Source organism: Rugamonas sp. FW305-51, from assembly GCF_058786935.1.
In genome coordinates this window covers 47,925-70,521 of record NZ_JBYSZG010000032.1, presented here as the reverse complement: position 1 = coordinate 70,521, position 22,597 = coordinate 47,925, and the positions used below count along the sequence as shown (strand labels likewise).

Here is a 22,597-nt window from a genome sequence, read left to right as displayed (position 1 = left end):
GGGTGGGGGCCGTAGCCGGGCGGATATTGCGGTTGGGCGGTTACGGGCACGGGCACCACTGCGCCCGCCAGCGCCAAGGCGCAGGCCAGCGCGGGCGCGCGCGCCAGTCGCGGCAACTGGGGCAGGGGCGCGGCCGCCATGGCTAGCCGTCAGTCGCGTCGCACGCCCGGCATGGGGGCGGCGCCGCCCGGCTGGGGCGCAGTGGGCTTGACTTGCTCCACGCCGCGCACGCCGTGCAAGTCGGTATCGACCAGTCCGTGTTCGAGGTCGCTGGCCGCCTGTTCCATGATGCTGCGCGGCCGGGACGCCGGCTGTTCCGTCGTTTCGTCGCGCTCGTGCGGCAGGCATCCGCCGCCGCCGCACTGGCCAGTGCTGGGCTTGTTTGCTGTCGCCATGATGTCGCCTTTCCGAATACCGCCTGATGTTTTCATCATAGCGCGCCTGCAGGGGGCCGTCGCGCAATAGCGTGCGGTGTTGTTGGCACGCGATGGGTGCTGTCTTTTTGGGACGGAACTCGGTTACCATTTCGCCATCATTGAATTCCGGACCATGGCGGTCCCCGTTTTTGAAGGATGCTCCTTGAACCCTGAACTGCACGCCGTCGACGCCCATGCGGCGCCGTCCCATTGCGCCAACTGCCAGGCCGCCGTCAGCGGCAACTATTGCCATCAGTGCGGGCAGGAGACGGTGCTCCATCCGCCCAGCGCGCGCGAATTCCTGCACGAATTCATCGGCCATTACGTGGCGCTGGAAGGCAAGCTGTGGGGCACGCTGGGCCGGTTGCTGTTCCGGCCCGGTGCGCTCACCAACGAGTATGTGCGGGGCCGCCGCGTGCGTTTCGTCCAGCCGCTGCGGCTGTACCTGACCTTGAGCGTGCTGTTTTTTGCCCTGATCAAGCTGACCAATCCCATCGACCTGGCCAGCTCGGAGGCCGCGGCCAAGCCGGCCGCGGCGCCGGCCGCCGCCAAGCCTGCCGCACAGCACAAGGCGGCCGGCGCCACGGCGGGCAAGGGGGAGCGCAAGGAAATCGTGTTCTTTGACGACGATGGCGACGCCGACGGCGACTTGCTGGTGTCGGGCCTGAAGAACATCTGGCCGGCCGGCGCCGCCAAGCTCAAGCATCAGGAAGCGTACTTGTCCGGCCTGTCGGATGCGCAGCGGGTGGAAGCGTTCTCGGCCGGCTTTTATCATTACGCGCCCTACGCCATGTTCCTGCTGCTGCCCATGTTCGCGCTGTACCTGAAACTGCTCTACCTGGGTTCGGGCCGGCGCTATGGCGAGCACCTGCTGTTCGCGCTGCACGCCAACGCCTTCGCCTTCGTCCTCTTCATGGGCATGATGCTGCCGCAGCCCGGCATCGTGAAGTTCGCGCTGTGGGTCTGGCTGCTGGGCTATCTGCCGTGGGCCATGCGCCGCGTCTACCAGGGCAGCAAGTTCGGCACGGCCTGGCGCTGGCTGGCCCTGATGGCCGTGTATTCGGTGACGATGAGCATAGGCTTCATGCTGACCATAGGCGCCGGCGCGCTCACGGCCGGGCATTGACGGCTAGCGCAGGCCATGGCCGCTTGCCAGCCGGCGGCAGCCGCACTATACTGTTCGCATATACAGTATTTGATGGTTGAGTCGTGCAGGCGTGCGGTCGGGTATCCGGTCAGCGCGTAGCAGCCGCGCGGTCTATGGCAGAAGCTTGCGTAATCGGTTACTCTGCTGCGTGTCGCTACCCCTCACTTTGCCGAGATTCCTATGCCCGCCATGCATGCCCCATTCCACACCATTGCGCTCGTCGTCCGCCAGAACACGGACGGCATCGAGGAATCGGTGGGCAGCATCGTCGCCTTCCTGGAGGGCTGCGGCCATACGGTCGTGTTCGAGGAGCAGACAGCGTCCCACCTGGGTTTGGCGGGCGCCAGGGCCATGAGCGCCGTCGACATCGGTGCCCATGCCGACCTGGCCATCGTCATGGGCGGCGACGGCACCATGCTGGGCATCGCGCGCCAGCTGGCGCCGTACGACGTGCCCCTGATCGGCATCAACCAGGGCCGGCTGGGCTTCATGACGGATATCCCGCTCGAAGGCATGCTCGACGTGCTGGCCAAGATGCTGGCCGGCCGTTTCCAGGCCGAGCGCCGCACGCTGCTGGAAGGGCAGGTGTTGCGCGATGGCGAAGTGATCCACTTGGGCATGGCCGTCAACGACGTGGTGGTGGCGCGCGGCGCCGGCGCCGGCATGGCCGAGCTGCGGGTCGACGTGGATGGCCATTTCATGTACAACCAGCGCTCGGACGGCCTGATCATCGCCACGCCCACAGGCTCGACGGCCTACGCGCTGTCGGCTGGCGGACCGCTGCTGCACCCCAGCCTGGGCGGCATCGGGCTGGTGCCGATCGCGCCCCATGCGCTGTCGAACCGGCCCATCGTGTTGCCCGAATCGAGCCTGATCGAGATCGAGATCATCCGCGGGCGCGATATCAGCATCAATTTCGACATGCAGACCTTTGCCAGCCTGACCGCGCACGACCGCATCCTGATCAAGCGTTCGCCCCACACCATCACCTTCCTGCACCCGGAAGGCTGGAGCTACTACCACACCCTGCGCGAAAAGCTGCACTGGAACGAATACCCGTCCGGCGAAGGCAAGCTCAGCTAACGCCGGCCCCATCCCTCAACCAGCGACCCCACCACTAGCCACCATGCTGCGTACCCTGACCATCCGCGATTTCGTCATTGTCGATACGATAGAACTGGAATTTTCCGCCGGCTTTTCCGTCTTTACGGGCGAGACCGGCGCCGGCAAGTCCATCCTGATCGACGCGCTGACGCTGGCGCTGGGCGGGCGCGGCGACGCCAGCGTGGTGCGGGAAGGGGCGGCCAAGGCCGACGTCACGGCCGACTTCGCCGTCACGGCGCAGGCCGCCGCCTGGCTGCAGGCCAACGAGTACGCCGTCGACGAGGGCGGCGCCCTGCTGCGGCGCGTGATCGACAACGCCGGCCGCTCCAAGGCCTACATCAACGGCATCGCGGCCACGGCGGCCCAGCTGCGCGAACTGGGCGACCTGCTGGTCGACATCCATGGCCAGCACGCCCACCAGTCGCTGCTCAAGGCCGACGCCCAGCGCCTGCTGCTCGACAACCAGGCGCTGGCGGCCGGCGACGGCGTACGGGCCATGGCGGCCGACGACGGCAAGGCCGTGGCCGCCGCCTACAAGGCATGGCGGGCGCTGGCCCGCCAGCGCGAGGAATACGAAACCAACGCGGCCAACGTGCTGTACGAACGCGAACGGCTGGAGTGGCAGGTGGGCGAGCTCGACAAGCTGGCCGCGCGGCCCGGCGAATGGAGCGAGATCAGCAACGAGCACAGCCGCCTGTCGCATGCGGCCAGCCTGATGGAAGGGGCGCAGGAAGCGCTGGCCGTCATTTCCGAGGCGGACGACCACCCCATCCTGTCGCAGCTGTCGGCGCTGAACCAGAAGCTGGGCAAGCTGGCCGGCATCGACACGGAACTGCAAGCCATCGTCGACCTGATCGAACCGGCCCGCATCCAGCTGCAGGAAGCGGTCTATGCCCTCAACACCTATCTGGACCGGGTCGAGCTGGACCCGGAACGGCTGCGCCAGGTCGACGCGCGGCTGGAAGCGCTCCACTCCATGGCCCGCAAGTTCCGCGTGACGGAAGAACAGCTGCCGGAAGAACACGCGGCGCTGGCGGCCAAGCTGCGCCAGCTGGCCGACGCCACCGACCTCGATGGCCTGCGCCAGCAGGAAGAAAAACTCAAGGCGGCCTACCTGGCCGTGGCCCAGCGCTTGTCGGCCACGCGGGCGCAGGCGGCGCGCCAGCTGGGCGAGGCCGTCACGCGCGCCATGCAGGACCTGAACATGACGGGCGGGCGTTTCGAAGTGGCGCTGAACGCGTGTGAGCCGGCCAGCCATGGCGTGGAGCAGGTGGAATTCCTGGTGGCCGGCCACGCGGGCGTGGCGCCGCGGCCGCTGGCCAAGGTAGCGTCGGGCGGCGAACTGGCCCGCATCGCGCTGGCCATTTCCGTCATCACGTCCAACGCCACCACCACGCCGACCCTGATCTTCGACGAGGTCGACAGCGGCATCGGCGGCGGCGTGGCCGAGGTGGTGGGGCGTTTGCTGCGCCGGCTGGGGCAGGAACGGCAAGTGCTGTGCGTGACCCATCTGCCGCAGGTGGCCAGCCAGGCCGGCCAGCATTTCCAGGTGGCGAAAAGCACGCTCGACAACGGCAAGACGGCCTCCCGCATCGACGTGCTCGACGCCAAGGCCCGGGTCGAAGAAGTGGCGCGCATGCTGGGCGGCCTGGAAATCACGGCCACCACGCGCAAACACGCGCGCGAGCTGCTGGCCTCGTAACCGAACAGCGTAAGGCGGGGGCGGTAAAGCCTGCCCCTGATGTAGGCATGCTTCCCCCGCCTTCGACAAACTAACTATAATGGCAAGCTCCGCCCACCCGCCTGCTCGCCATGACCTTCCTTCAAGAACCTCCCCACACGCATGGCAAGTTGCCACGCAGCGCCGTCGTCCTGGTCAACCTGGGTACGCCCGATGAAGCGACCCGGCCCGCCGTGCGGCGCTATCTGAAGGAGTTCCTGTCCGATCCCCGCGTGGTGGAAATTCCCCGCGCCATCTGGTGGTGCATCCTGCACCTGATCATCCTGCCTTTCCGCTCGGGCAAGTCGGCCGCGAAATATGCGTCGATCTGGACCCGCGACGGCTCGCCCCTGAAGGTGCACACGCAACAGCAAGCCTTGTATCTGCAGGGGCTGCTGGGCGAGCGGGGCCATGACGTCAAGGTGGCCATGGCCATGCGCTACGGCGCGCCGTCGCTGCCCGAGGTGCTGGGCCAGTTGCAAGCCGAAGGCTGCGAGCGCATCGCCGTGCTGCCCGCCTATCCCCAGTATTCCGGCACCACCACCGGTTCCATCTACGACGCCGTGTTCGCCCATTACGCCCGCGTGCGCAACGTGCCGGAGTTGCGCTTCATCAAGCATTACCACGACCACGAAGGCTATATCGGCGCGCTCGAACAGTCGGTGCTGGCCCACTGGCAGGCCAACGGCCGGCCGGACAAGCTGGTGCTCAGCTTCCACGGCGTGCCCAAGCGCACCCTGCTGCTGGGCGACCCCTACCACTGCGAATGCCTGAAGACGGCCCGCCTGCTGGCCGCCCGCCTGAAATTGACGCCGGAACAGTACGTGGTCACCTTCCAGTCCCGTTTCGGCAAGGCGGAGTGGCTGCAGCCGTACACGGCGCCCACCGTCCAGCAACTGGCCCGCGACGGCGTGCGCCGCATCGACGTGCTGTGCCCCGGTTTCACCAGCGACTGCCTGGAGACGCTGGAAGAGATCGCCATGGAGGTCAAGCATGATTTCGTCGCGGCCGGCGGCAAGGAATTCCACTACATCCCCTGCCTGAACGCGGCCCCGGCCTGGATCGCCGCCCTGGCCGATATTGCCGGGCAGCATATGGCGGGCTGGCCTACCCTGAGCACGCCGGCCCAGCGGGCGCTGCTGAAAAAAGAGGCGGAACTGGGGCGCGAGGCGGCCCTGCAACGGGGCGCGGCCGCTTAAATGGAGATGGGGTGGTGTATTGCGGACGGCCGGGGCATAATCAGCACTTGGCCGCGACGAGTGCCAGCCTGTTAAAATAGCCGGCCCAGGGGATCGGCCGTGTAGCACAGCCAGGCGGTCGCCAGGATGATGTAGGCGAGGATGGATGCTGCGATCAGTGGCAACTTCATGATGAGGCGCTCCCGGGAAAACGGCCTGTTGAGCCGTCTGTTTACATACTAGCCGGTTCTTGGCAAAAGAGAATCAGTGCGTATCGGAAGTTTTGTAACCGTTGTTACATGACACACAGGCGGCACCGGGCGGATGACGGGAATACCCCTTGAATATATAGGGGATAGCCCCATCTGCCAGCACAGTGCAGTAGTAACAGCTTAGTCAAACAATATGAATGTAGGAGTCTTTTAGATGCAAGATCAGGAAAACCAAGCTGTACCTAATCCCGACGCGGATCAGGCGTCGGCCCAAACTTCGACTCCCGCTGAGCCCACTCTGGAAGAGCAACTGGCGGCCACCGAGGCGCGTCTGGCCGAGATGCACGACGCCTTCATGCGCGCCAAGGCCGAAGGCGAGAACATCCGCCGCCGCGCCCAGGAAGATGTTGCCAAGGCGCATAAATTCGCCGTGGAGAGCTTTGCCGAGGCCATGGTGCCCGTGAAAGACAGCCTGGAAATGGCCCTCAAGGTCGAGTCGCCTTCCATCGAGTCCCTGAAAGAGGGCGTCGAAATGACCCTGAAACAACTGTCTTCCGCGTTCGAGAAGAACCGCCTGCTGGAAATCATGCCGGCCCAGGGCGACAAGCTCGATCCGAACAAGCACCAGGCCGTGGCCGTGGTGCCGGCCGAGCAGGAAGCGAACACGGTGGTGTCCGTCCTGCAGAAGGGTTATATGATCGCCGACCGCCTGCTGCGTCCGGCCATCGTGACGGCAGCCCAGGCCAAGTAAGGGCCAAGTAAGGGCCAAGTAAGGGCCAACTAAGCCGCCACGGCAAACGTGGAAAATTTTGCGATAAGCACTTGAAAACGTACAGCATTTCCACACATTAGAACCATCTGAACTTTAGCAAATAAGGAAGAAAAATCATGGGTAGAATTATCGGTATCGATCTGGGAACCACAAATTCCTGCGTTTCCATCATGGAAAATGGTCAGCCAAAGGTAATCGAAAACGCCGAAGGCGCGCGCACGACGCCCTCGATCATTGCTTACCAGGAAGATGGTGAAATCCTCGTTGGCGCGCCGGCAAAACGCCAGGCCGTCACCAATCCGAAGAACACGCTGTTCGCCGTCAAGCGTCTGATCGGCCGCAAGTTCGAGGAAAAGGAAGTGCAGAAGGACATCGGCCTGATGCCTTACTCGATCATGAAGGCCGACAACGGCGACGCCTGGATCGGCGTGCGCGACAAGAAACTGGCGCCACCGCAGATTTCCGCCGAAGTGCTGCGCAAGATGAAGAAGACGGCCGAAGACTACCTGGGTGAAGAAGTCACCGAGGCCGTCATCACCGTGCCTGCCTACTTCAACGACTCGCAACGCCAGGCCACCAAGGACGCTGGCCGTATCGCCGGCCTGGACGTCAAGCGCATCATCAACGAGCCGACCGCGGCCGCGCTGGCTTTCGGCCTGGACAAGACCGAAAAGGGCGACCGCAAGATCGCCGTGTATGACCTCGGCGGCGGCACGTTCGACGTGTCCATCATCGAGATCGCGGACGTGGACGGCGAGAAGCAGTTCGAAGTGCTGTCGACCAACGGCGACACCTTCCTGGGCGGCGAAGACTTCGACCAGCGCGTGATCGACTACATCATCGACGAATTCAAGAAGATCAACGGCCTGGACCTGAAGAAGGATCCGATCGCCCTGCAGCGCATCAAGGCTTCGGCCGAGCGCGCCAAGATCGAACTGTCGTCGTCGCAGCAGACGGAAATCAACGAGCCCTACATCGCCATGGCGAACGGCGCGCCCGTCCACCTGAACCTGAAGATGACCCGCGCCAAGCTGGAATCGCTGGTGGAAGAGCTGATCACGGCCACCATCGAGCCTTGCCGCATCGCCATCAAGGATGCCGGCGTTAAAGTTTCGGACATCGACGACATCATCCTGGTGGGCGGCATGACCCGTATGCCCAAGGTACAGGAAAAGGTCAAGGAGTTCTTCGGCAAGGACCCGCGCAAGGACGTGAACCCGGATGAAGCGGTGGCCGTCGGCGCCGCGATCCAGGGCTCGGTGCTGTCGGGCGAGCGCAAGGACTTGCTGCTGCTGGACGTGACCCCGCTGTCGCTCGGTATCGAAACCCTGGGCGGCGTGATGACCAAGATGATCCACAAGAACACGACGATTCCGACCAAATTCTCGCAAGTGTTCTCGACCGCCGACGACAACCAGCCTGCCGTGACCATCAAGGTCTACCAGGGTGAGCGCGAAATCGCGGCCGGCAACAAGGGCCTGGGCGAATTCAACCTGGAAGGCATCCCGCCGGCAGCACGCGGCACGCCGCAGATTGAAGTGACCTTCGACATCGACGCCAACGGCATCCTGCACGTGGGCGCCAAGGACAAGGCCACCGGCAAGGAAAACAAGATCACCATCAAGGCCAACTCCGGCCTGACGGAAGCGGAAATCCAGAAGATGGTGAAGGACGCCGAAGTCAATGCGGAAGAGGACAAGAAGATCAAGGAACTGGCCGAATCGCGCAACCAGGCCGACGCGCTCGTGCACTCGACCCGCAAGTCGCTGACCGAATACGGCGACAAGCTGGAAGCGGGCGAGAAGGAAAAGATCGAAGCGGCCATCACGGAACTGGAAGGCTCGATCAAGACCGGCGACAAGGCCGAGATCGACGCCAAGGTGGCGGCGCTGTCGACCGCGTCCCAGAAGCTGGGCGAGAAGATGTACGCCGACATGCAGGCACAGCAGGCTGCGGCCGGTGGCGGCGAAGGCGGCCAGCAGCAGCACGCTGGCGCGCAGGAGCAGGCCAAGCCGCAGGACGACGTGGTCGATGCCGACTTCAAGGAAGTCAAGGACAGCAAGTAATCCAGGCATGCCGCAGTGGGCGGGGGAGTCATTCCCCCAGCGGCGCCTGAGGGCGCCGCATCCACCTGCCGAGCCGGGCGGCCCTTACAGGTGCTCGCTCGGCTTTTTCGCATAATCAGTACATCAGTAAATACAGCAAGGTGCCGACAACATGGCAAAGCGTGATTTCTACGAGACACTCGGTGTCGCAAAAAATGCCACGGAAGACGAGATCAAGAAGTCTTATCGCAAACTGGCGATGAAATACCATCCGGACCGCAATCCGGACAGCAAAGAGTCGGAAGAGAAGTTCAAGGAAGTCAAGGAAGCCTACGAGATGCTGACCAACCCGGAGAAGCGCGAGGCGTATGACCGCTACGGTCACGCCGGCGTCGATCCCAACATGGGTGGCGGCGGCGGTTTCGGCGGCGGCGCGGGCGGCTTCGGCGACGCCTTCGGCGACATCTTCGGCGACATCTTCGGTGGCGGCGGCCGCGGCCGCAATGCGGGCCCGCAGGTGTACCGCGGCGCCGACTTGCGCTACAACCTGGAAATCACCCTGGAGCAGGCCGCCCACGGCTTCGACACGACCATCCGCGTGCCGTCCTGGGACAAGTGCGACACCTGCCACGGTTCCGGCGCCAAGCCCGGCACGTCGCCCACGACGTGCTCGACCTGCGGCGGCCACGGCCAGGTGCGCATGCAGCAAGGTTTCTTCAGCATCCAGCAGACCTGCCCCAAGTGCCACGGCACGGGCAAGATCATCACCGACCCTTGCGCGCCTTGCGGCGGCGCGGGCCGCATCAAGCGCAACAAGACGCTGGAAGTGAAGATTCCGGTCGGCATCGACAACGGCATGCGCATCCGCTCGTCCGGCAACGGCGAACCGGGCACCAATGGCGGCCCGTCGGGCGACCTGTACGTGGAAATCCACATCAAGCCGCACGCCGTGTTCCAGCGCGAAGGCGACGACCTGCATTGCGAAATGCCGATTTCGTTCGCCAAGGCGGCCCTGGGCGGCGACATCGAAGTGCCTACCCTGTCGGGCAAGGTATCGTTCACGATTCCTGAAGGCACCCAGTCGGGCAAGACCTTCCGCCTGAAAGGCAAGGGCATCAAGGGCGTGCGTTCCGGCTATGCGGGCGACCTGTTCTGCCACGTGGCCGTGGAAACCCCGGTCAAGCTGACGGAGAAGCAAAAGGACATGCTGCGCGACTTCGAAAAGCTCACCACCGAGGGCGGCGCCAAGCACAGCCCCCAGAGCAAGACGTGGAAAGACAAGGTCAAAGACTTCTTTGAGTGATTTCAGGTAGAATTCGCCCCACCCATCCAGGACGCTTCGGCGTCCGCTGACAGACCGCCGCCATGCCCTTCGGGGCAGACCGGCGGTTTTATTATGTTGAGAGGACGAAATGAGCGAGCAAGTGATCGGTAATTCCCCCCTGCAAGACCTGCTGCGTAACAACCGCCAGTGGGCCGAATCGGAGGTCAACCGCGATCCCGAGTTTTTCAAGCGTCTGGCCCAGCAGGCTTCGCCCGAATATCTGTGGATCGGTTGTTCCGACAGCCGGGTGCCGGCGAACGAGCTGCTGGGCCTGGCGCCGGGCGACGTGTTCGTGCACCGTAACATCGCCAACGTGGTGGTACACTCGGACTTGAACTGTCTGTCCGTGCTGCAGTTCGCCATCGACGTGCTCAAGGTCAAGCATGTGATCATCGTGGGCCATTACGGCTGCAAGGGCGTGCACGCGGCCATGACGGGCACCCGTGTGGGCCTGGCCGACAACTGGCTGCGCCACGTGCAGGATGTGCACCAGAAGCATGAACGCTACCTGGGTGACGTGCTCCCCAGCACTGCCCGCTCCGAGCGCCTGTGCGAGCTGAACGTGGTGGAGCAGGTGGTCAACGTGTGCCAGACCACCATCGTGCAGGACGCGTGGGACCGGGGGCAGGAACTGACCGTGCACGGCTGGGTCTACGGCCTCAAGGATGGCTTGTTGAACGACCTGGAAATGACGGTCAGCGCCGGCCACGACCTGGCGCCGCGCCTGGCCGCCCGCCTGCAGAAGTACGACGAGCAGGGCTGACGCCGCCGCCGGGGCAGCGCGCCCCGGCCATTTGACGTGCGTGGTGCAGTTCTTGCTTATGCTATTGTCATGAAGCTTAACATTTGCACGCCATGAATCCCCGGCTGCCACCAGAACCAGCCATGCGCAACCTCCGTATCGTTATCGTCAACACCGTCATCACGGCCGCCAACGCGGGCGACGTGGCCCAGCGCGCCCAGGCGGCGCGTTCCCAGGCCCTGCGCGAGGGCTTGCAGGAAGCGGGCTACGACATCGTCGCCTCGCTGCCGGCCGATATGTATCTGCCCGACCAGATTGCCCAGCTGCAGCCGGACATGATCATCATCGACGCCGAATCCGACGCCCGCGACGTGCTCGAACACATCGTCGTGGCCACCCGCGACGAGCGCCGCCCCATCGTCCTGTTTACGGAAAGCGAGGACGAACAGTCCATGGAACAGGCCATGCGGGCCGGAGTGAGCGCTTACATCGTCGCCGGTCTCAAGGCCGACCGCATCAAGCCCGTGCTCAACGTGGCGCTGGCGCGCTTCAAGCAGGAGCAGAAGCTGCTGACGGAACTGTCCGACACCAAGCACAAGCTGGCCGAGCGCAAGGTGATCGAGCGGGCCAAGGGCTTGCTCATGGCCCGCCACCGGCTGACGGAAGACCAGGCTTACCAGAAGCTGCGCAACATGGCCATGAACAAGAACCTCAAACTGGCCGAAATCGCCCAGCGCATCCTCGACGTCGAGGACTTGCTGGGCTAAGCGACGTCCAAAATGGTGCGCAGCACGAAAACAGTGCGTTTTTCCCGGTCGCCGGGCGGCCAATTCCCCTCAAATGCATGGCATGGTCCTTGCACTCCCATAACGTAGCGAGTCTGGCCAATGGCGGCCGGGCAGCACGAGACAAGGGCGTCTCTTCCGCATGATGGCTGTCATGCCGGAGGACGCCTTTTATTTTTTGCCGACGGAGAGACTTTGCGATGACACGCACCCAGCAGACTACCGGAAAGATCAGCGGAGCGCGGCCATGAGCAGCATGCTGAAACCGGAAAAACAGACCGTCAGGATAGGCTTCAATCCCCTGACCGACTGCGCCACGGTCGTCATGGCATCCGTGCTGGGCATGGATGAAAAATACGGCATCAAGATCGTGCTGCGCAAGGAAGCGTCGTGGGCCGGCGTGCGCGACAAGCTCGTCAGCGGCGAGCTCGATGCGGCCCACCTGCTGTACGGCATGGTCTACGGCGCCCAGCTGGGCGTGGGCTGGCAGCAGAAGGACATGGCCATCCTGATGAATTTGAACCGCAACGGCCAGGCCATCACCTTGTCGCGCCGGCTGGCCGAGCAGGGCGCCGTGGACGGCCCCTCGCTGGCGGCCCTGATGCGCGGCGCGCCCCGTACTTACACCTTCGCCCAGACTTTCCCCACCGGCAACCATGCCATGTGGCTTTACTACTGGCTGGCCGCGCACGGCGTGGACCCGATCCGCGACGCGCGCGTGATCACGGTGCCGCCCACCCAGATGGTGGCCAACCTGAGTGCCGGCCACATGGACGGCTTTTGCGCCGGCGAGCCGTGGGGCCACCGGGCCGTGGCCGACGGCGTGGGCATCACGGCCGCCACCAGCCAGCAGATCTGGCCCGACCACCCGGAAAAGGTGCTGGCCGCCACAGGCGCCTTCGTCAAGCACCATCCCAATACCTGCCGCGCCCTGGTGGCGGCCGTGCTGGACGCGGGCAAGTGGATAGAGGCGGCGCCGGCCAACAAGCTGGCCGCGCTGGAAATTTTGGCCGGCCACAGCTACGTCAACACCAGCCGCGACGTGATCGCGCCGCGCGCCCTGGGCCATTATGAGAACGGCCTGGGCGAGAGCTGGCAGGACCCGTATTGCCTGCAGTTTTACGCGGGCGGCGCGGCCAACTTCCCCTATCTGTCGGACGGCATGTGGTTCATGACTCAGCTGCGGCGCTGGGGGCTGGTCACGCAGGACCCCGAATATTTGGCCGTGGCCAGCAATGTGCACCAGATCGGCCTGTACCGCCAGGCCGCCGAGATGAGCGGCACGCCTGTGCCCGACAGCATGCTGCGCAGTTCCAAGCTGATGGACGGCATCGTGTGGGATGGCCGCGACCCGCGCGCCTACGCCGCCGCCTTCCCGATACGCCACCGGGCCTAGGCCCGGGCTAACCTTTTGAGGAGATCAACATGAACCAGCAAGGCAGTGTCACCCTCGTGGGCGCCGGTCCCGGCGACCCGGACCTGTTGACCATCAAGGCCGTCAAGGCCATCGCCCGCGCCGACGTGGTGCTGATCGACGACCTGGTGAACCCGGAAATCCTGGTGCATGCGCCGCAGGCGCGCGTGATCCAGGTGGGCAAGCGGGGCGGCTGCGAATCGACGCCGCAGGAATTCATCGAACGGCTGATGGTGGCCGAAGCGCGCGCCGGCCACCACGTGGTGCGCCTGAAGGGCGGCGATCCTTATCTGTTTGGCCGTGGCGGCGAAGAGCGGGCCACCTTGCGGGCGCAGGGCATCGACGTCGAGGTCGTGCCTGGCATCAGCAGCGGCCTGGCGGCGCCGGGCACGCTGGGTGTGCCGCTCACGCACCGGGCCTGGAGCCAGGGCGCCGTGTTCGTCACGGGCCACGGCAAGGACGCCGCCTCCGAGCCGAACTGGGCCGCGCTAGCCCAGAGCAAGCTGACGCTGGTGGTCTACATGGGCGTGGCCCGTTGCGAAGCGATCCAAGCCGGGCTGCTGGCCGGCGGCGCGGCCCCATCCACGCCGGTGGCCGTGGTGCAGTCGGCCACCCGCAGCGGCCAGCGCCAGTTGCTGACCACGCTGGGCGAGCTGCCGGCCGCCCTGCGCGCCAGCGGCCTGGGCAGCCCCAGCATCATCGTCATCGGCGACGTCGTGCGCTGCGCCGACGACTGGCAGTCGCTGGTGCAGCAGCCATCCCAGGCCGTCGCCTGACCCCGGCAGCAAACAAGCCCCCAGCCGCAGAAATATAGGGACGTACCCCATTTCCAGAAAAATGGGGACGTACCCCATTTCCTTTACCGGGCGGCGGCGGGGCGTCAGCAGCAATGAGACAGGTTCCAGAAATGGGGCAGAAATGGGGTACGTCCCCATTTTCGCTATTTTCGGTCGCTTGTTACCAGCAGCAAGAAAAATCGCAGGCAGCCCGGCGCCCCGTAGAAAAATGGGGACGTACCCCATTTGCTGGGGAAATGGGGTACGTCCCCATTTTTTCTGCCCCATTCGTTTGCCGGGCATTCCCGCTTTTGGACGCCGCCCGCGCACCGTTAGCGTGCAACGCTGCACCGCAACATCGCACCATGGGCGCTCCATCTGGCCCTGGAGCAACGCTTTGCGTCCGCTTTTGCGCACTTTGCCCCTGTGGCGCCCTTCCGATACATCTGGCACAGCTCTTGCAATAGGTAGGGTAAGGGATCAAAGGCGATCCCCACCAAATTTCGCCGGTCTAACGATGGACCGGCAGGACAACGGCGTCCGCCCAACCTGGTCTGTAGACCTGCGTGGGGCGGGCGCCGTTTGCGTTTATAGGGATAACAAAATGGCCAGCAAAGCTAACAGCATCAAGCTTTTCTCGATCTCGACCCCGCCAATGCGGGCTTTCCATCTGACCTGGATGGCGTTCTTCGTCTGCTTCTTCGCCTGGTTCGCCTGCGCGCCGCTGATGCCTGTCATTAAAGGCGAGTTCAACCTCAGCGTGACCCAGATCGCCAACATCAACATCGCCGCCGTTGCCATTACCATCCTGGTGCGCCTGATTGTCGGCCCCCTGTGCGACCACTTCGGTCCCCGCAAGACCTACACCGGCCTGCTGCTGCTGGGCGCCATCCCCGTGATCGGCGTGGGCTTCGCCCAGACCTACGAGAGCTTCCTGCTGTTCCGCCTCGGCATCGGTGCCGTGGGCGCCAGCTTCGTCATCACCCAGTACCACACCTCGGTCATGTTTGCGCCGAAAGTGGTGGGCACGGCCAACGCGGCCGCCGCCGGCTGGGGCAATGCGGGCGGCGGTGCCGCACAAGCTGCCATGCCGCTGCTGATGGGCGCCATGGTGATGGCCGGCGTGAGCGAAACCATGGGCTGGCGCGCCGCCCTGATGGTGCCCGGCGTGCTGATGCTGGTCATGGCCGTGGTCTACTACCGCTACACCCAGGATTGCCCGGAAGGCAACTACAGCGACATGCGCGCCGCCGGCATCCCTATCGAAGGCGGCAAGAAGGGCGGCTGGGACAGCTTCAAGCTGGCCGCCATCAACCACCGCGTATGGCTGCTGTTCGTTACCTACGGCGCCTGCTTCGGCATCGAGATCTTCATCCACAACATCGCCGCCATCTACTACGTCGACCACTTCGGCTTCTCCGTCAAGTCGGCCGGCCTGGCCGCCGGCAGCTTCGGCCTGCTGGCCCTGTTTGCCCGCGCCCTGGGCGGCTGGGTATCGGACAAGGTCGCCCTGCGCGGTGACCTGAACAGCCGCGTCACGCTGCTGTTCGTGATGATGATAGGCGAAGGCGCCGGCCTGCTGTGGTTCGCCAACGCCGACGGCGCCACCTTCGCCGTGATCGCCATGCTGACCTTCGGCCTGTTCACCCACATGGCTTGCGGCGCCACCTACGCGCTGGTGCCCTTCGTCGACAAGCGCGCCCTGGGCGGCGTGGCCGGCATCATCGGCGCCGGCGGCAACGTCGGTGCCGTCGCCGCGGGCTTCCTGATGAAGGGCCTGGGCAACACGCAGCAAACCCTGGGCGTGCTGGGCGTGGCAGTGGGCATCTCGGCGCTGTGCGCCCTGGCGGCCCGCTTCTCCCGCGAAGCCGTGGAACCGGCGGTGCTGTCCGCCAAGATCGCAGCATAAAAGCAGCTCGAACGGCTGTCGTTGCTCCCCCGGAGCAACCACTTCCCGCGCAGGTGGGAATCCATAATGCGCCGAACGAGTTGCACCACATGGATTTCCGCTCCCGCGGGAACGACGGAACAAGTTAGAGCACAACTGTAAAAGGAACCGCATCATGAAAATCATCGTCATCGGCCACGGCATGGTCGGCCAAAAATTCCTGGAAACGCTGGGTGAAAGCAGCGACCTGCACGTGACCGTGCTGTCCGAAGAGCCACGTCCGGCCTACGACCGCGTCCACCTGTCCGCGTATTTTTCCGGAACGACGGCCGAGCAGCTGTCGCTGGTGCCGCCCGGTTTTTTTGAGCGCGGCAACCTGCTGCTGAAACTGAACACCCGCGCCGTCGCCATCGACCGCGCGGCCAAGACGGTCACCGTGCGCAGCGGCGAAGTGCTGGAATACGACAAGCTGGTGATGGCCACCGGCTCCTTCCCGTTCGTGCCGCAACTGCCGGGCAAGGACCGCAAGGATTGCTTCGTCTACCGTACCATCGAAGACCTGGAAGGCATGCTGGCCTGCGGCAAGCGCTCGCGCACCGGCGTGGTGATCGGCGGCGGCCTGCTGGGCCTGGAATGCGCCAAGGCCCTGCGCGACATGAACCTGGAAACCCACGTGGTCGAATTCGCGCCGCGCCTGATGGCGGTGCAGGTGGACGATGCCGGCGCGCGCGTGCTGCGCCAGAAGATCGAAGACCTGGGCGTGACGGTCCACACGGGCAAGAACACGACGGCCATCGTCGACGGCGAAGCGGGCACCCACCGCATGGAGTTCGCCGACGGCAGCCACCTGGACACGGACATGATCGTGTTCTCGGCCGGCATCCGCCCGCGCGACCACCTGGCGCGCGAGAGCGGCCTGGCCATCGGCCCGCGCGGCGGCATCTCGATCAACAACCAGTGCCTGACGTCGGACCCGGACATCTACGCCATCGGCGAATGCGCGCTGTGGAACGGCCAGGTGTTCGGCCTGGTGGCGCCCGGCTACGACATGGCCCGCATCGCCGCCAAGCACCTGCTGGGCGAGCACGAGGCCGAGTTCACGGGCGCCGACATGAGCACCAAGCTCAAACTGATGGGCGTGGACGTGGCCAGCATCGGCGACCCGCACGGCAAGGAAGCCGGCAGCCGCTCCTACCAGTTCACCGACGAGCGCAAGCAGATCTACAAGAAGATCGTCGTCTCCGACTGCGGCAAGTACCTGCTGGGCGGCGTGATGGTGGGCGACGCCAGCGAATACGGCACCCTGCTACAAATGATGCTCAACAAGATAGAGCTGCCCGAGTCGCCTGAATTCCTGATCCTGCCGCAGTCGGACGGCCAGGCCAAGCCCGGCCTGGGCGTGGACGCGCTGCCCGCCACGGCCCAGATCTGCTCCTGCAACGCCGTCTCGAAAGGCGCGCTGTGCGACGCCGTGGGCGGTGGCGCCACCAGCATCGGTGAGCTGAAAAACTGCACCGGCGCCGGCACGGCCTGCGGCGGCTGCGTGCCGCTCGTGACCCAGATCATGAAGTCGGAAATGAAGAAGCTGGGCATGGCCGTCAACAACCACGTGTGCGAACACTTCCCGTACTCGCGCCAGGAACTGTTCCACCTGATCCGCGTCGGCAAGATCACCACCTTCGCCGACCTGCTCAAGCAGCACGGCAAGGGCCTGGGCTGCGACGTCTGCAAGCCGCTGGCGGCCAGCATCCTGGCCTCGTGCTGGAACGACTTCGTGCTCAAGAAGGAGCACGCCAGCCTGCAGGACACCAATGACTACTTCCTGGGCAATATCCAGAAGGACGGCACTTATTCCGTCGTGCCCCGCATGGCCGGTGGTGAAGTGACGGCCGATGGCCTGATCGCCGTCGGCACCGTGGCCAAGAAATACGGCCTGTACACCAAGATCACGGGCGGCCAGCGGGTTGACCTGTTCGGCGCCCGCGTCGAGCAGCTGCCGCTGATCTGGGAAGAGCTGATCGCGGCCGGCTTCGAGTCCGGCCACGCCTACGGCAAGTCGCTGCGCACCGTCAAATCGTGCGTGGGCTCGACCTGGTGCCGTTACGGCGTGGACGATTCCGTCGGCCTGGCGATCGAACTGGAAAACCGCTACAAGGGCCTGCGCACGCCGCACAAGATCAAGTTCGGCGTGTCCGGCTGCACCCGCGAGTGCGCCGAGGCACAGGGCAAGGACGTGGGCATCATCGCCACCGAGAAGGGCTGGAACCTGTACGTGTGCGGCAACGGCGGCATGAAGCCACGCCACGCCGAACTGCTGGCCTCCGACCTGGACAAGGCCACGCTGGTGCGCTACATCGACCGCTTCCTGATGTTCTACACCCGCACCGGCGACCGCCTGCAGCGCACCAGCGTGTGGCGCGACAACCTGGAAGGCGGCCTCGATTACCTGAAGCAGGTGGTGATCGACGACAAGCTGGCCATCGCCGCCGAACTGGAAGCGGACATGCAGCACGTGGTCGATACCTACGCCTGCGAATGGAAGGCGGCCGTGGAAGATCCGGAGACGCGCAAGCGCTTCCGCCACTTCGTCAACAGCGAGCAGGGCGACCAGAACGTGCTGTTCATGGAAGAGCGCGGCCAGATCCGCCCCGCCACCCCGGAAGAGCGCCAGCGCGTGATCCCGATCGCAGTCAAAGCAGCCTAACCCGTCAAGTTAAAGGAGTACACCATGCACCGCGATATTCAAACCGATAACTGGATTTCCGTTTGCGCACTCGACGAGATCGTGCCCAACACCGGCGTCTGCGCCCTGCTCAACGGCACCCAGGTGGCCGTGTTCCATGTGGACGACGGCGGCCCGCGCGTGTTCGCCATCGAGAACTACGACCCCAACTCGCAGGCCGCCGTACTGTCGCGCGGGCTGGTGGGCAGCCTGGGCGAGCGCATCGTGGTCGCCTCGCCCATCTACAAGCAGCACTTCGACCTGCAGACGGGCGAATGCCTGGAATCGCCCGAGCACTCGGTGGCCACCTATCCGGCCCGTGTCGAGGGCGGGAAGGTCTGGGTCGGCTTATGAAACCGGCGCTGGTTGTCATCGGCAACGGCATGGCGGGCATGCGCACCGTGGAGGAGCTGCAGAAGCTGGCGCCCGACCTGTACGACATCACCGTGTTCGGCGCCGAGCCGCACGGTAACTACAACCGCATCCTGCTGTCGCCCGTGCTGGCCGGCGAAAAGAGCATCGACGACATCATGCTGCACACCCGCCAGTGGTATGTGGACCACGGCATCACGCTGCACGCGGGCGACCCGGTGGTGCACATCGACCGCCGCAAGCGCGTGGTGCGCGCCCGCTCCGGGCTGGAAGTGCGCTACGACCGGCTGCTGCTGGCGACCGGCTCCAAGCCCTTCATCATCCCGGTGCCGGGCCACGAACTGCCGGGCGTGATCGCGTTCCGCGACATCCAGGACGTGGAAACCATGCTCGAAGCGTCGCGCAACCATCGCCACGCGGTGGTGATCGGCGGCGGCCTGCTGGGCCTGGAGGCCGCCAACGGCCTGCTGCGCCAGGGCATGGACGTGACGGTGGTGCACGTGACGGACGCGCTGATGAACCAGCAGCTCGACAAGCCGGCCGCCCAGCTGCTGCAGAAGGCGCTGGAGGTCAAGGGCCTGCGCTTCATGCTGAGCGCCCAGACCGAGGCCATCATCGGCCCGGACCGGGTGACGGCCGTGCGCTTCAAGGACGGCAGCGAAATCCCGGCCGACCTGGTGGTGATGACGGCCGGCGTGCGTCCCAACATCGAACTGGCCAAGGCTTCCGGCCTGCACTGCGAACGGGCCATCGTGGTGGACGACACGCTGCAGACCTACGACCCGCGGGTGTATGCTGTGGGTGAATGCGTGCAGCACCGCAGCGCCACCTTCGGCCTGGTGGCGCCGATCTGGGAGCAGGCGCGCGTATGCGGCGCCCACCTGGCCGGTGCCGGCCACCGCCGCTACGTGCAGCAAACCTCGCCCACCCGCCTCAAGGTCACCGGGGTGGACCTGTACTCGGTGGGCGACTTCATCGGCGGCGAAGGCAGCGAAGACCTGGTGCTGCGCGACGCCAAACGGGGCGTCTACAAGCGCCTGGTACTGAAAGACAACCGCGTCGCCGGTGCCGTGCTGTACGGCGACGTGCAAGACGGGCCATGGTATTTCGGCCTGATCCAGAAGGGCACCGACATTGGGCCTATCCGCCACCATCTGCTGTTCGGCGAAGCGCTGTGCGCCGCCGCCTGAACGGGAAACGCCTGAACTGGACATTATCGTGAATCTGTCACTCGATCCCCTCTCGGTCCGCACCACCTGCGCCTATTGCGGCGTGGGCTGCGGCGTCAAGGCCACGCCCAAGGGCGACGGCGGCGTAGACATCGCCGGCGACACCAGCCATCCCGCCAACTTCGGCAAGCTGTGCGTCAAGGGCTCGGCCCTGGGCGAGACGCTGGGGCTGGAAGGGCGCCTGCTCCATCCGCAAGTGCGCGAGGACGGCGAATTGCACCGCGTGTCGTGGGATGCGGCGCTGGACCGGGTGGCCGGGCAGTGGCAGGACATCATCGCCGAACACGGGCCGGACGCGGTGGCGTTCTACGTCTCCGGCCAGCTGCTGACGGAAGACTACTACATCGCCAACAAGCTGATGAAGGGTTACGTGGGCAGCGCCAACATCGACACCAATTCGCGCCTGTGCATGTCGTCGGCCGTGGCCGGCCACAAGCGCGCCTTTGGCGAAGACCTGGTGCCGGTCAGCTATGAGGACCTGGAACTGGCCGACATGGTGGTGCTGGTGGGCTCCAACACGGCCTGGTGCCATCCCATCCTGTTCCAGCGCATCGCCCGCATCAAGGAAACCCGCCCGCACGTGAAGCTGGTGGTGATCGATCCGCGCCGCACCGCCACCTGCGAGCTGGCCGACCTGCACCTGTCCGTCAAGCAGGGCACGGACGTATGGCTGTTCAACGGCCTGCTCAGCTACCTGGCCCGCAACGGCGCCACCGATGCCGGCTTCGTGGCCCGGCACACCAACGGCATGGCCGAAGCCGTGGCGGCGGCCGACATCGACTGCGCCGATCCGGCCGCCGTGGCCCGCATCTGCCGCATCGAACTGCCCGTGCTGATGGAGTTCTACGAATCGTTCGCCGCCACAGCCAAGGTAGTGACGGCGTTCTCGATGGGCGTAAACCAGTCATCGGCCGGCACCGACAAAGTCAACAGCATCATCAACTGCCACCTGATGACCGGACGCATCGGCCAGCCCGGCATGGGGCCGTTCTCGATCACGGGCCAGCCCAACGCCATGGGCGGGCGCGAAGTGGGCGGGCTGGCCAACATGCTGGCCGCCCACATGGACCTGGACCGCGGCGAGCACCGCGAACTGGTGCAAACGTTCTGGGAGTCGCCGCGCATGGCCGACAAGCCGGGCCTGAAGGCGGTCGACCTGTTCCGCGCCATCGAGGACGGCAAGGTCAAGGCGGTGTGGATCATCGCCACCAATCCGCTGGTCAGCCTGCCGGACGCCGACCAGGCCCGCCGCGCGCTGGAGAAGTGCCAGCTGGTGGTGGCCACCGACATCATGCAGAACACCGACACCAACGCCTGCGCCCACGTGCTGCTGCCGGCCCTGGGCTGGGGTGAAAAAGACGGCACGGTCACCAATTCCGAGCGCCGCATCTCGCGCCAGCGCGCTTTCCTGCCGGCGCCCGGCGAAGCGCTGCCCGACTGGCAGATCCTGTGCCGCTTCGCCCAGCGCATGGGCTACACCGGTTTCGATTTCGGCAGCGTGCATGAGATCTTCGACGAACACGCGCGCCTGAGCGGCTATCGCAACGCGCCAGGCGCCGTGCCGCGCGCCTTCAACATCGACGCGCTGGCCGGACTGGGGCAGCAGGGCTACGACACGCTGGAGCCGGTGCAGTGGCCGGTAGTGCGGCTGGCGTCGGGCGAACTGCAGGGCCAGGCCCGCCTGTTTGGCGACGGCCGTTTCGCCCATGCGGACGGCAAGGCGCGCTTCATCGCCGTCGCGCCGCGCGGACCCGTCAATGCGATCTGCGAGGACTTCCCGCTGGCGCTCAACACGGGCCGCGTACGCGACCACTGGCACACCATGACGCGTACCGGCAAGGCGCCCAAGCTGGCCGACCATGTGGCCGAATCGTTTGTCGACATGCACCCGCAGGACGCGCTGCTGCACGGCGTGCGCGCCGGCGAGCTGGCCCGCATCAGCACCGCCTGGGGTTCGATGGTGGCGCGGGTGCAGCACGGCGGCGGCATCGCGCGCGGCAGCGTGTTCATTCCCATCCACTGGAATGGCCAGACCGCGTCCGACGCGCGCGTGGGCGCGCTGGTGAACCCGGAAGTCGATCCCGTCTCGGGCGAGCCGGAATTCAAGCACACGCCGGTGCGGGTGGAGCAGTTCCGCCTGAACTGGCACGGTTTCATCCTCAGCCGCAGTGAACTGAACCTCGACAGCGTGGCCCACTGGACCCGCATCCAGGGCCGCGACTTCGCCCGCTACGAGCTGGCCGGACGCCAGACTATCGCCGATTTCGGCAGCTGGGCGCGCGACCTGCTGGGCGTACAGGGCGAGCAGGCCGACTGGCTGGAATACGAAGACCGCAGCGCCGGCGTGTACCGCGCCGTGCACCTGGTGGATGATCGCATCGACCAGTGCATCTTCCTGTCGCCGCGCCAGGACATGCCCTCGCGCGCATGGCTGGCCGGGCTGTTCTCCAAGGAGCAGCTGAGCGAGATCGACCGCGTGGGCCTGCTGGTGGGCCAGCCGGTGGAGAAGGGCGCCGACACGGGACCGACCGTGTGCTCGTGCTTCGGCGTGGGCCGCAACACCATCTGCAGCGCCATCGTGCAGCAGGATCTGCAGACGGTAGCGCAGGTGACGGCCTGCCTGAAAGCGGGCGGCAACTGCGGCTCCTGCGTCCCCGAAATCAAGAAGCTGCTGGTGGAAACGCGGGTGGAAGCGGCGGAAGAACGGGCGGCCTGAAAAATCAGACCGGGGTCAGGTTTCGCAATCACCCG

The 22,597-nt window shown here is 65.4% G+C and carries 17 protein-coding genes; 16 read left to right on the top strand and 1 reads right to left on the bottom strand.

The window, feature by feature from the left end; all coding sequences use genetic code 11:
• Positions 1-149 precede the first annotated feature (149 nt).
• Positions 150-395, bottom strand: a complete 246-nt coding sequence (locus tag AC3WOS_RS20090; protein ID WP_492717935.1) for a hypothetical protein — start codon at positions 393-395, stop codon at positions 150-152.
• 184 nt (positions 396-579) lie between these two features.
• Here AC3WOS_RS20090 and AC3WOS_RS20085 point away from each other — a divergent pair, with 184 nt between their 5' ends.
• The 16 genes from AC3WOS_RS20085 (at position 580) to AC3WOS_RS20010 (ending at position 22,562) form a co-directional block, all read left to right on the top strand.
• Positions 580-1,542: a DUF3667 domain-containing protein gene (locus AC3WOS_RS20085; protein ID WP_492717933.1), complete on the top strand. Its 963-nt coding sequence runs from the start codon at positions 580-582 to the stop codon at positions 1,540-1,542.
• 201 nt (positions 1,543-1,743) lie between these two features.
• A complete protein-coding gene (locus AC3WOS_RS20080) occupies positions 1,744-2,646 on the top strand; it encodes an NAD kinase (protein WP_492717931.1) in 903 nt (300 codons plus the stop codon).
• Between the two features lie 43 nt (positions 2,647-2,689).
• Positions 2,690-4,369 (top strand): DNA repair protein RecN, encoded by a 1,680-nt coding sequence (gene recN, locus AC3WOS_RS20075; RefSeq protein ID WP_492717929.1) that lies wholly within the window; start codon positions 2,690-2,692, stop codon positions 4,367-4,369.
• Between the two features lie 110 nt (positions 4,370-4,479).
• On the top strand, positions 4,480-5,586 hold the full coding sequence (gene hemH, locus AC3WOS_RS20070) for a ferrochelatase (RefSeq protein WP_492717927.1): 1,107 nt from the start codon (positions 4,480-4,482) through the stop codon (positions 5,584-5,586).
• A 405-nt stretch (positions 5,587-5,991) separates the two neighbouring features.
• Positions 5,992-6,528, top strand: a complete 537-nt coding sequence (gene grpE, locus AC3WOS_RS20065) for a nucleotide exchange factor GrpE (RefSeq protein WP_492717925.1) — start codon at positions 5,992-5,994, stop codon at positions 6,526-6,528.
• Positions 6,529-6,665: 137 nt separating this feature from the next.
• On the top strand, positions 6,666-8,615 hold the full coding sequence (gene dnaK / locus AC3WOS_RS20060) for a molecular chaperone DnaK (RefSeq protein WP_492717923.1): 1,950 nt from the start codon (positions 6,666-6,668) through the stop codon (positions 8,613-8,615).
• A gap of 151 nt (positions 8,616-8,766) precedes the next feature.
• Positions 8,767-9,897, top strand: a complete 1,131-nt coding sequence (dnaJ, locus tag AC3WOS_RS20055; RefSeq protein ID WP_492717921.1) for a molecular chaperone DnaJ — start codon at positions 8,767-8,769, stop codon at positions 9,895-9,897.
• Positions 9,898-10,006: 109 nt separating this feature from the next.
• Positions 10,007-10,681 (top strand): carbonate dehydratase, encoded by a 675-nt coding sequence (can, locus tag AC3WOS_RS20050; RefSeq protein WP_492717919.1) that lies wholly within the window; start codon positions 10,007-10,009, stop codon positions 10,679-10,681.
• A 122-nt stretch (positions 10,682-10,803) separates the two neighbouring features.
• A complete protein-coding gene (locus tag AC3WOS_RS20045; protein ID WP_492717917.1) occupies positions 10,804-11,427 on the top strand; it encodes an ANTAR domain-containing response regulator in 624 nt (207 codons plus the stop codon).
• Between the two features lie 265 nt (positions 11,428-11,692).
• Positions 11,693-12,841: a CmpA/NrtA family ABC transporter substrate-binding protein gene (locus AC3WOS_RS20040; protein WP_492717916.1), complete on the top strand. Its 1,149-nt coding sequence runs from the start codon at positions 11,693-11,695 to the stop codon at positions 12,839-12,841.
• Between the two features lie 29 nt (positions 12,842-12,870).
• The gene (gene cobA / locus AC3WOS_RS20035; RefSeq protein ID WP_492717914.1) at positions 12,871-13,635 is read left to right on the top strand and encodes a uroporphyrinogen-III C-methyltransferase; all 765 of its coding nucleotides are present in this window, start codon (positions 12,871-12,873) and stop codon (positions 13,633-13,635) included.
• 604 nt (positions 13,636-14,239) lie between these two features.
• Complete coding sequence (locus tag AC3WOS_RS20030; RefSeq protein WP_492717912.1) at positions 14,240-15,544, top strand: MFS transporter; 1,305 nt, start codon at positions 14,240-14,242, stop codon at positions 15,542-15,544.
• Between the two features lie 154 nt (positions 15,545-15,698).
• Positions 15,699-18,227 carry a nitrite reductase large subunit NirB gene (nirB, locus tag AC3WOS_RS20025; RefSeq protein WP_492717910.1) on the top strand — a complete coding sequence of 843 codons (2,529 nt, stop codon included), beginning with the start codon at positions 15,699-15,701 and terminating at the stop codon, positions 18,225-18,227.
• 24 nt (positions 18,228-18,251) lie between these two features.
• Positions 18,252-18,599, top strand: coding sequence for a nitrite reductase small subunit NirD (gene nirD, locus AC3WOS_RS20020; RefSeq protein WP_492717908.1), 348 nt, complete (start codon positions 18,252-18,254; stop codon positions 18,597-18,599).
• Positions 18,596-19,807 carry an NAD(P)/FAD-dependent oxidoreductase gene (locus AC3WOS_RS20015; RefSeq protein ID WP_492717906.1) on the top strand — a complete coding sequence of 404 codons (1,212 nt, stop codon included), beginning with the start codon at positions 18,596-18,598 and terminating at the stop codon, positions 19,805-19,807. Before nirD ends, AC3WOS_RS20015 begins: the two co-directional genes overlap by 4 nt.
• 28 nt (positions 19,808-19,835) lie before the next feature.
• Entirely contained in the window at positions 19,836-22,562 is a 2,727-nt protein-coding gene (locus AC3WOS_RS20010; protein WP_492717904.1) for a molybdopterin-dependent oxidoreductase, read from the top strand.
• Positions 22,563-22,597 lie beyond the last annotated feature (35 nt).

Excerpts from the sequence above, each read along its gene's own strand:
- AC3WOS_RS20090 (WP_492717935.1), bottom strand. The coding sequence starts at position 395 with ATGGCGACAGCAAACAAGCCCAGCACTGGCCAGTGCGGCGGCGGCGGA.
- AC3WOS_RS20080 (WP_492717931.1), top strand. The coding sequence starts at position 1,744 with ATGCCCGCCATGCATGCCCCATTCCACACCATTGCGCTCGTCGTCCGC.
- recN (WP_492717929.1), top strand. The coding sequence starts at position 2,690 with ATGCTGCGTACCCTGACCATCCGCGATTTCGTCATTGTCGATACGATA.
- hemH (WP_492717927.1), top strand. The coding sequence starts at position 4,480 with ATGACCTTCCTTCAAGAACCTCCCCACACGCATGGCAAGTTGCCACGC.
- grpE (WP_492717925.1), top strand. The coding sequence starts at position 5,992 with ATGCAAGATCAGGAAAACCAAGCTGTACCTAATCCCGACGCGGATCAG.
- dnaK (WP_492717923.1), top strand. The coding sequence starts at position 6,666 with ATGGGTAGAATTATCGGTATCGATCTGGGAACCACAAATTCCTGCGTT.
- dnaJ (WP_492717921.1), top strand. The coding sequence starts at position 8,767 with ATGGCAAAGCGTGATTTCTACGAGACACTCGGTGTCGCAAAAAATGCC.
- can (WP_492717919.1), top strand. The coding sequence starts at position 10,007 with ATGAGCGAGCAAGTGATCGGTAATTCCCCCCTGCAAGACCTGCTGCGT.
- AC3WOS_RS20045 (WP_492717917.1), top strand. The coding sequence starts at position 10,804 with ATGCGCAACCTCCGTATCGTTATCGTCAACACCGTCATCACGGCCGCC.
- AC3WOS_RS20040 (WP_492717916.1), top strand. The coding sequence starts at position 11,693 with ATGAGCAGCATGCTGAAACCGGAAAAACAGACCGTCAGGATAGGCTTC.
- cobA (WP_492717914.1), top strand. The coding sequence starts at position 12,871 with ATGAACCAGCAAGGCAGTGTCACCCTCGTGGGCGCCGGTCCCGGCGAC.
- AC3WOS_RS20030 (WP_492717912.1), top strand. The coding sequence starts at position 14,240 with ATGGCCAGCAAAGCTAACAGCATCAAGCTTTTCTCGATCTCGACCCCG.
- nirB (WP_492717910.1), top strand. The coding sequence starts at position 15,699 with ATGAAAATCATCGTCATCGGCCACGGCATGGTCGGCCAAAAATTCCTG.
- nirD (WP_492717908.1), top strand. The coding sequence starts at position 18,252 with ATGCACCGCGATATTCAAACCGATAACTGGATTTCCGTTTGCGCACTC.
- AC3WOS_RS20015 (WP_492717906.1), top strand. The coding sequence starts at position 18,596 with ATGAAACCGGCGCTGGTTGTCATCGGCAACGGCATGGCGGGCATGCGC.